The organism is Chitinophaga sp. (assembly GCF_036569125.1).
Lineage (GTDB): Bacteria > Bacteroidota > Bacteroidia > Chitinophagales > Chitinophagaceae > Chitinophaga.
Window position 1 is genome coordinate 1 of sequence record NZ_DATCRF010000098.1, and the last position, 4,348, is coordinate 4,348.

At 50.0% G+C, this 4,348-nt stretch carries 6 protein-coding genes; 5 read left to right on the forward strand and 1 reads right to left on the reverse strand.

Annotated elements, in window-relative coordinates:
• From VIM87_RS03460 to VIM87_RS03480, 5 genes are all read left to right on the forward strand, one after another.
• The coding region (locus VIM87_RS03460; protein ID WP_331995618.1) for a TonB-dependent receptor domain-containing protein at nt 1-1,229 on the forward strand (1,229 nt) is incomplete at its 5' end.
• Between the two features lie 34 nt (nt 1,230-1,263).
• A complete protein-coding gene (locus tag VIM87_RS03465; protein ID WP_331995619.1) occupies nt 1,264-1,845 on the forward strand; it encodes an RNA polymerase sigma factor in 582 nt (193 codons plus the stop codon).
• A 47-nt stretch (nt 1,846-1,892) separates the two neighbouring features.
• Entirely contained in the window at nt 1,893-2,225 is a 333-nt protein-coding gene (locus tag VIM87_RS03470; protein WP_331995620.1) for a hypothetical protein, read from the forward strand.
• A gap of 25 nt (nt 2,226-2,250) precedes the next feature.
• Complete coding sequence (locus VIM87_RS03475; protein WP_331995621.1) at nt 2,251-2,760, forward strand: periplasmic heavy metal sensor; 510 nt, start codon at nt 2,251-2,253, stop codon at nt 2,758-2,760.
• A gap of 63 nt (nt 2,761-2,823) precedes the next feature.
• Nucleotides 2,824-3,231: a hypothetical protein gene (locus VIM87_RS03480; protein ID WP_331995622.1), complete on the forward strand. Its 408-nt coding sequence runs from the start codon at nt 2,824-2,826 to the stop codon at nt 3,229-3,231.
• An 80-nt stretch (nt 3,232-3,311) separates the two neighbouring features.
• Here the strand turns inward: VIM87_RS03480 and VIM87_RS03485 are convergent.
• A partial coding sequence (locus tag VIM87_RS03485) for a lipase family protein (protein ID WP_331995623.1) occupies nt 3,312-4,348 on the reverse strand: 1,037 nt, incomplete at its 5' end.

Below are 4,348 nucleotides of genomic sequence, written 5' to 3' on the forward strand. Positions count from 1 at the left end.
CCTATAACACACAGAATGCAGGCTTAACCTACCGTTATGGCAACCGGGATAAGATGTTGTCCTTAGGGGTATCTTACCAGTATTCAGAATTGAACAGCGATCAAACCTTTCCCTTAAATACCAATGTACATAGAACATTCAGCAACCTGCTGCCCAATGCCATGCTGCGCTATAAGTTTGATGACAACCATTCACTGCGTGTTATGTTCAGGTCATCTACCAGCCAGCCTTCCATTGGGCAGCTGCAGAATGTGATCAATAACAGCAACCCGCTGTTTATTTCCACCGGTAATGAAGGCTTGCAGCAGCAGTACAGCAACCAGCTGATAACCCGCTACAGCTACACCCGGCCGGACAAGGGCCTCAGCCTTTTTGCCAACATATTCTTACAGAATACGCAGGACTATGTAACCAATGCTACTTACATTGCCACTAAGGATTCTGTAATAACGCCAACGGTTACACTGTTCAAGGGCTCCCAGCTGGCCAAACCTGTGAATATGAATGGCTACTGGAGCGTGCGCTCTTTCTTAACCTTTGGGGTGCCTGTACAGGCTATTAAAACAAACCTGAACTGGAATGCAGGTTTCACTTATACCCGCACACCGGGTATTATAAATAACGTTACCAATCTTTCCAACAGCTATAACTATAACCTGGGTGCGGTATTTTCCAGCAACATCAGCGAGTACGTGGATTTTACGCTGGCATACTCCGCTAACTTCAATGACCTCAGGAACAGCATACAGCCTACGCTGAACAATACCTATTTTTCCCATACCGCTTCGTTCCGGCTGAATCTGTTGTCAAAGAACGGCTGGGTATTTAACAGTGATCTGAATAACCAGCTGTACAGCGGGTTAACGGACGGCTTTAACCAGCAATACTGGTTATGGAATATTGGTGCGGGTAAAAAGTTCATGAAAGCACAACGGGCCGAGCTGCGCGTAACCATTTTTGACCTGCTGAACCAGAACCGCAGCATTACCCGCACGCCCACGGAAACGTATGTGGAGGATGTGCAGTCGCAGGTATTGAAACAGTACTTTATGCTTACATTTACTTATAAGATAAAAAATTACAAAGGCAGCAAAGCCCCGGCTGAAGAGCCGGAGCGTGAGCGTAATATGATGCGCCGTCCGGATGGCATGTTCGGGCGCCCGCCCGGCGGCGCACCTGGTGGTGCACCTGGTATGGATCCCGGCAGGGGCGGACCTGGCATGCCTTAAGGCCTAAAGAATTATCTATCATCAATTGAGCAATTTGGACAGGTTCACGGATCAGTATTTAACGGAAGCGCTTAAAAAAGGTGAGCAGGCTGCTTTCAGGCAATTGGTGGAGACCTGGAAGGATATGGTTTACAACACTGTGCTGGGTATTGTGCAGCACGAGGCTGATGCGGAAGATGTAGCGCAGGAAGTATTTGTACAGGTCTATCAATCCATCGGTTCATTCAGGGGAGATGCAAAGCTTTCTACCTGGCTGTATCGTATTGCGGTGACCAAAGCGCTGGATCATGTGAAAAAGAGGAACCGTAAAAAACGCTGGGGCAGGGTGTATAGCCTGTTTGGTGATAAAGATGAAAGCATTCATAATGCAGCGCCGGATTTTCACCACCCCGGTGTGCAGCTGGATAATAAAGAAAGGGCAGCGGTGTTATTCAAAGCCCTGGACCGGCTGCCGGACCGGCAAAAGGCCGTGTTTGTGCTTAGCAAGCTGGAAGGCCTGCCTGCAAAGGAGATCGGCGAAGTAATGGATATGAACGCGGCTACCGTTGAAGGGTTAATGCACCGCGCAAAAACGAACCTGCGTAAACTATTGGAAAAATATTATTCCGGTGAATAGCGAAGGTTTTTTGAAAAATGATCGTCTAATTAAATAGAAACATAACCGTGAAAAAGGAACATCATCAGGAAGAAACAGACGCTACCCTGCGTAGTCTGGATGGCGCCGGCAGGGCCGGGGCAGGTGAATTCTTCTTCACCCGCTTACAGGCACGGCTGCAGCAAAAGGGCAGCAGCGCCTGGGAGCGCGCCACGGGTTGGATAGCCCGGCCTTCCATTGCCATCATAGGCCTTTGTATTATACTGCTGCTGAACAGTATTATCGTGATACGCCAGTTTGAGAGGTCGGTGTCCGGTACGGACCAGGCTGCCCTGCAGGCGTTTGCAGATGAGTACCGGCTGCAGGTACCCACGGTGTATGATGATGATAAGGTGGAGTAGAATGGTTAACAATAAACAATAACAAATGGCGATTGCGAAAAATAAAATATTACTGATCATAGTGGGGGTTTTATTGTTAACGAACCTTGGCATGCTGCTGTTCTTCGTGAACATGAAACCACCGGGTAACCGCTTTGGGCGCGATGGTAAGGGCCGGCAGGGAATGATGGAGATCCTGGAGAAAAAAGCAGGGTTTTCAAAGCAGCAGCTAAGCGCCTACCAGCAGCTGCGCGATCAGCACTGGGTAAAAATGAAGCCCCTGCTGGCGGATATGCGGAATGCCAAAGACAGCTTTTACCGCCTGCTGTATGTGCCGGATGTGCCGGATTCCGTGCTGAAGAATGCAGCCATGATCATCGGGCAAAAGCAACAAGCCATAGACCTGCAAACGTTCCATCATTTTCAGCAGGTGCGCAACCTGTGCGACCCCGCCCAGCGGCCGGGTTTTGATACCCTGGTGCACCAGGTCATTTACCGGATGTCGGCGCCTTTCCGGCGCGATAACCTGCATCCGCAGCGCAGCCCTAACCGTTAGCCTGTATCCCTCTGCTGTAGCCATTAGAACACGTCATTTTTATACAATATAAATCGTACCATTATGAAGAACAGGATTCTGTTGATGCTGGCCTTTTTATTTGCCGGCTATGTAACCACCAACGCACAGGGTAATTTCCAACGGCGTACTGTGGAGGAAAGAGTGAAGCAAACCGTTGACAAATTATCGCCTGAGCTGTCCCTCAAGGATGATCAGAAAACGAAATTAGGCGATGCTTACACTGAATTTTACAAAGGCATGGATAAGCTGCGTGAAGATGCCCGTGCCGGCGGCGGCCGCCCTGACCGGGAAGCTTTTAAAAAGCTGGCTGATGACCGGGACACTAAAGTGAAAGGTTTCCTGAGCGATGATCAGTACAAGAAGTACACGGATGCGCTGGAAACAATGAAGAAGAACCGTGGCGGAGGCCGTCCTGGTGGCGGTGGCGGCAGAATAGGCGGCAGCAGATAACTTTAAGGCGGATTGATTGTTTGTTTTGTTTATGGATGATCAATTACCGGTGTTAAAACTGGTGGTTGATCATTCTTTTTTTAATCCAGCTTATAGTTCTGTTTTAACAGGAACACATACGGTGCAAACATGTGATGCAGGAATACATTCTTCCCGTCAAAAGGAAATTTTTCATCATAGCCCGGCTGCGGGTATAAGATCACGGGCGAGCCTGCAGGCGTGTAGTTGTGGCTGTTCACAAAATCCGGGCGCTCATATCCCTTCACCGTTTTGCCGGCCTGCTTATAGGCCATCTTACCCAGGATGCGCTGCATGCGGCGGCTGGCCCTTTTGGTAGACCGGTCAAGGCGGCCGTACATATAACCTACTGCCAGGCGAATGAAGAACTTTTGTTTGCGCAGCGCCTTTTTAACATCCCGGAAAGGATTCACCGCGGTATAATCATTAGTGGTTTGCAGGGAAAAAGGTGTTTCCGGCACCCAGTCCCGCGGGTTCACTACGCGAAAACCCCAGCCATCGCGGGTTATAAAATCATAGTCGTATGCATAACGCAGGTTACCGGGCTTGGGTGCTGCACTGCAATAGGTTTTCAATACAATGTCCTTCGGGAAAGCAGGATCATCCAGGTATTGCAGGTAGGAGCGGAGCAGAAAGGCAATGGCGCCGCCCTGGCTATGGCCCATGATAATAAATTCGTGTATACCTTTCTGATAGTATGCCTTTATTTTACTTACAATGTCCGGGGCCATGGAGGCCATGCCCAGCGTCCAGCCGGCATGTACATAAGCGCTGCTGTCCTGCGCCAGCTTATAGTGAAAATTGGTACTGTCATTCAGGTGAAGGGTACCGGTGGCGGGGATCATCCCGGCATAAAAATTCTCCAGCCAGGAGGTAGCGGTACCGGTGGTGCCGCGTATGCTGATAATAGCTACCTGGTTGTTCCAGAGCCAGAGGTCCCAGCGGTTTTCCATTCCCGCTACCGGCGACCGGTATACGAGGTTACAGTTCTCCGGGTAGGGCACCACTACCTTTGTCCAGGGCGTATCTGCCTGAAAGGCGGTTACACGCAGCAGCTGCTCATATTCTTTAGGGTTAAAGCCGGCGTGCAGCTGCTGTG